General features: G+C 55.3%; 3 protein-coding genes. All 3 read right to left on the bottom strand.

Translation table 11 applies throughout. The features are described 5' to 3' along the window. Positions 1 to 758, bottom strand: a 758-nt coding sequence (locus AC6RNO_RS36460; protein WP_497108425.1) for a DUF58 domain-containing protein, incomplete at its 3' end; no start/stop codon positions are given. 11 nt (positions 759 to 769) lie between these two features. Next, positions 770 to 1,747, bottom strand: a complete 978-nt coding sequence (locus tag AC6RNO_RS36455; RefSeq protein WP_497108424.1) for an AAA family ATPase — start codon at positions 1,745 to 1,747, stop codon at positions 770 to 772. Between the two features lie 58 nt (positions 1,748 to 1,805). Next, complete coding sequence (locus AC6RNO_RS36450) at positions 1,806 to 3,218, bottom strand: polysaccharide deacetylase family protein (protein ID WP_497108423.1); 1,413 nt, start codon at positions 3,216 to 3,218, stop codon at positions 1,806 to 1,808. Positions 3,219 to 3,679 lie beyond the last annotated feature (461 nt).

The raw sequence follows: 3,679 nt of genomic DNA, 5'->3' as shown, positions 1-3,679 counted from the left end.
GGCCGGGCCGCTTCGGGCTGGCCTGCGGCGGGCGCCGCGTCGAGCAGGAGCATGCGCCTCGCGGCGGCCGCCTGCTCGGCGTCTTTGGTCATCAGCCGGCCCAGCCGGGCTGTTGACTTCCAATGAATGCGGTGATACGGGTCACCGCTTGCATAGTCTCTGACGCCGCCGATGGCTGGCGTCACCGCTTGGGGCAGCGCCGGCGAAGGCTTCGCGCCGTCTTCGCAATGAAACGCCATGCCGGCCCGGTCCAGGGCATCGGGCTTCGGGTACACGACGCAGCTGTACTGCTGCGTCCCGGCTTTGATCCGCTTCACGGCAAAGCCGAACAAATCGCCTGCCGCCGCTTCAAATTCGGCCAGGCGGTACACGCCGCGCATCAGCCCGGTAATCCGGTAGCGCAGCAGGAACGACTTCCGAAACCACGGGAACAGCAGCCTGCGGTATACGAATTTGCTTTCCGACACACTGTGAACCCACGTTTCTTTGACCAGAAGCCATGGCAGCGGCAGCATCGAGGCGTGGACCATATGCAGGGAGACGGCCAACTCCTCTCCCGACATGCTGACGGAATGGGAAAGCATCCGCTCCGCGCGAAAGCCTTTCAAAGCAAACATATGCATAAGCGCGGCCTGCAGCAAAATAATGAGCAAACAGTCCAGCAAGAACCAGGCCGCGAACCCGTCGTACATATACGCCAAAACAGCCGACAACCCGGTTCCGGCCGCGAGCAGCATGAATTTACCCCAGCTTTTCATCGCTCCGCCTCCTATTTCGACGAAGCATAGCGAAGCACCGGAGCCTGTGCCGAAGCAAGAAGTCCGGTCATGACCGCTTCCGCGGTTTTCCCCGTCATTCTGGCTTCCGCAGTCAGCTGCAGCCTATGCGACCATACCGGAATAGCCAAGCTTTTAATATCGTCCGGCACAACAAAACTTCTGCCTCGCATATACGCCAAAGACTGGGCGGCGCGCATCAGGGCATAGGACGCCCGCGGACTGGCCCCCAAATACAGATCGGTATGCTGCCTCGTGACCAGAGCAAGCCTGACAATGAATTCTTTCAGCGTTTCGTCCACGTGGACCATGCGCGTTTCTTTTTGCAGCTGGATGAACTCGTCTTGAACGACGACGGGCTTTAGCTGCTCCAAAGGCTGCCGATCCTGCAGCCGGTCGAGCATTTGCATTTCCTGCTCCGGCGTCGGATAGCCGAGCTGCAGCTTCATCAAAAAGCGGTCCAGCTGCGCTTCCGGCAAAGCGTACGTGCCTTCGAAATCTGCGGCATTTTGCGTAGCCAGCAGCAAAAAAGGCTGCGGCACGTCGTAGCTGACGCCGTCGATCGTAACCCGCTTCTCTTCCATCGCCTCGAGAAATGCCGCTTGCGTCTTCGGCGAAGTGCGGTTGCACTCGTCGGCCAGCACGATCGGTGTCAGTAGAGGCCCCGGCCGAAACTCAAATTCTCCCGTTTTCGCATTATAAACAGAAACGCCTGTCACATCGGACGGGAGCAAATCCGGCGTACATTGAATTCTTTTGAACTCGCAGCCAACCGTTCTGGCGAGTGCGCGGACCAGCATCGTTTTGCCGACACCCGGCACGTCTTCCAGCAAAATATGGCCGCCGCTGAGCATCGCCACGAAGGCGCGCTCTATCGTTTCTCTTTTTCCGATAATAACTTTCTCGACGTTCATGATCATCCGTTCCACGAGAGGCTGCGGCTGATCGAACGCCCTGGCTTTCGACTGCATAGGCAAGAAGCCTCCTTTATCAAAGGTATGCTTCTAGTTTTTCCAGTCGTCTACCATTTTAGACAGTAGATTTGTGAAAAGTAGACTGCCGGCCGTCCTGGAGCCTATCCGCCGAAAAAAGCAGCTCCGCCCACATGAAGCCCGGACGAAAGGCAAGCGATATTTCCCGTCTGCCCGGTTCCATCACCGCTTCGGTTATCCGCCCGCCCAACAGGTCAATCGTCGTATGAAGAGGGACTATAATCGTCCCGTTTTCAAGCCGCATGTCGGCCAGAGGATACCTGGCCTTTTCCTTGCCCATCGCGTATACCCTGACGGTTCGGTCCGGTATATCGTATTCGATATCGCCGGTGCCGTAATGAACCTCGGCCGTTCTCGCAGCTTCCCGCCATTCGATCCGGCCCCCCAGCCTCTCCACAAGGACGCGCAGAGGCAGCTCGATGCGGCCTCCCCGGACGTCATATCGATCCTTATCCAGCGTCATGCTGTTGCCTCCGCCCAATGCAATATGCAGCGGCTGCGCATCTTCCTGTCCGGCCAGCGCTTGTGCCGATTCCCGGACAGCCGTCTCGGATTGCCGGATCAATTGTTGATTCGGATCCCCCTCGGCCATTTCCGTAGTCCGGGCGTGCGCGAGCACATAGTTTCGGGTTGTTTGCAAAAGCTCCTTGAAATGGCTCGCGCTCATGCTTCGCGTCCATTTGGGCCTGCCAAGCGCGAATTGCTGCGGCTTTACCTGCGTTGTCAGCGGCGAAAAGGCGTAGCCCAGCTTTTTGTAGTAGCTGATGATCTCGGGCAGCGCTTTAACCGACGCCTCATGCCCGGTTCCATCGTGGAGCAAAACGATGATTTCGTGCTCCAGCGGAGACTTTTTAACGGTTTGGACAATTTCCTCGACCGGGACGCGAGCTCTTTTCGAATCTCCGCTGTCTACATTCCAGTCAACGACGGTATATGCCGCCTGATCCAAAAAATAGTAGTAAAACGCGTCAAAATTCGTATAGGTTCCGCCCGGAGCCCGGACCAGTTGGGGCCTGACTCCCGCAAGCTCCTGAAAAATAGTTTCGCTCGTCTGGATTTGCTCCCAAAAAGTTCGAAAATCTCCGTACAACTCTTTATATACGTGATCATAGGTATGATTGCCTAAGGTATGGCCGTCTTTTACCACCCGTTTTACGAGCTCGGGATGCGCTTTGGCTTCTTCACCAAGTTCGAAAAACGTCGCTTTAATATTTTCTTTTTCCAAAATATCCAGCACTTCTCCAGTCAGCTTGCTCGGACCGTCATCAAAAGTCAGATAGACCGTCGGCTGTTCGGGGACCGTGTAGCTCTTCTCCTCTTTAATCCGCTTGCCGGATTCGAGTTTCCGGTAGAGATCGTCCTGTTCCTGCCTGTTTGCAAATGCCGAGGAATCCCCTTTGTCCGCCGCCCGCGCGGGTATCGCAGAGAGCCAAAAATAGACGAAAACCAATAGAACCGCCATCAGCAGCCGAAGACGTTGTGTTTGTTTGTTTCTGTGACCTGGTAAAAAGAAGAGCATGCCGTTAATCCCTCGCTTTTGTTCTATCAATTTAACTTGCTGATAGAGTATATGGGAGAAGGGCTTGGAGTATGTCAGTGAAAAATCGGGGTTCCCGTGTATATCCGCGGACTGCACGAGAAAACCTGCAACAATACATCTTTTTGCTCGTTGATACGCTAGAAGCAAAACAATTCCTACAATTGTATAGGCTTTTCACCGAGTAGATGAGCTCGGCTTCAATTTCATCGAGAATCCCTGCACTTTCGCAGGTTTTTCGCCAAAACGGGCCATTTTCGCGGAAAAAGGATGGTCGAGTAGGCGGGGCCTTTCCTTCTCGGATTGTGCCCCATACCCCTCTCAGATCCGTACGTGCGCAATTCACGCATACGGCTCCTCACTTCGATCATTCA

The organism is Paenibacillus sp. sgz302190, from assembly GCF_059820445.1.
Note: the sequence above shows the minus strand (reverse complement) of the source record. Positions and strands in the feature narration are given on the sequence as shown.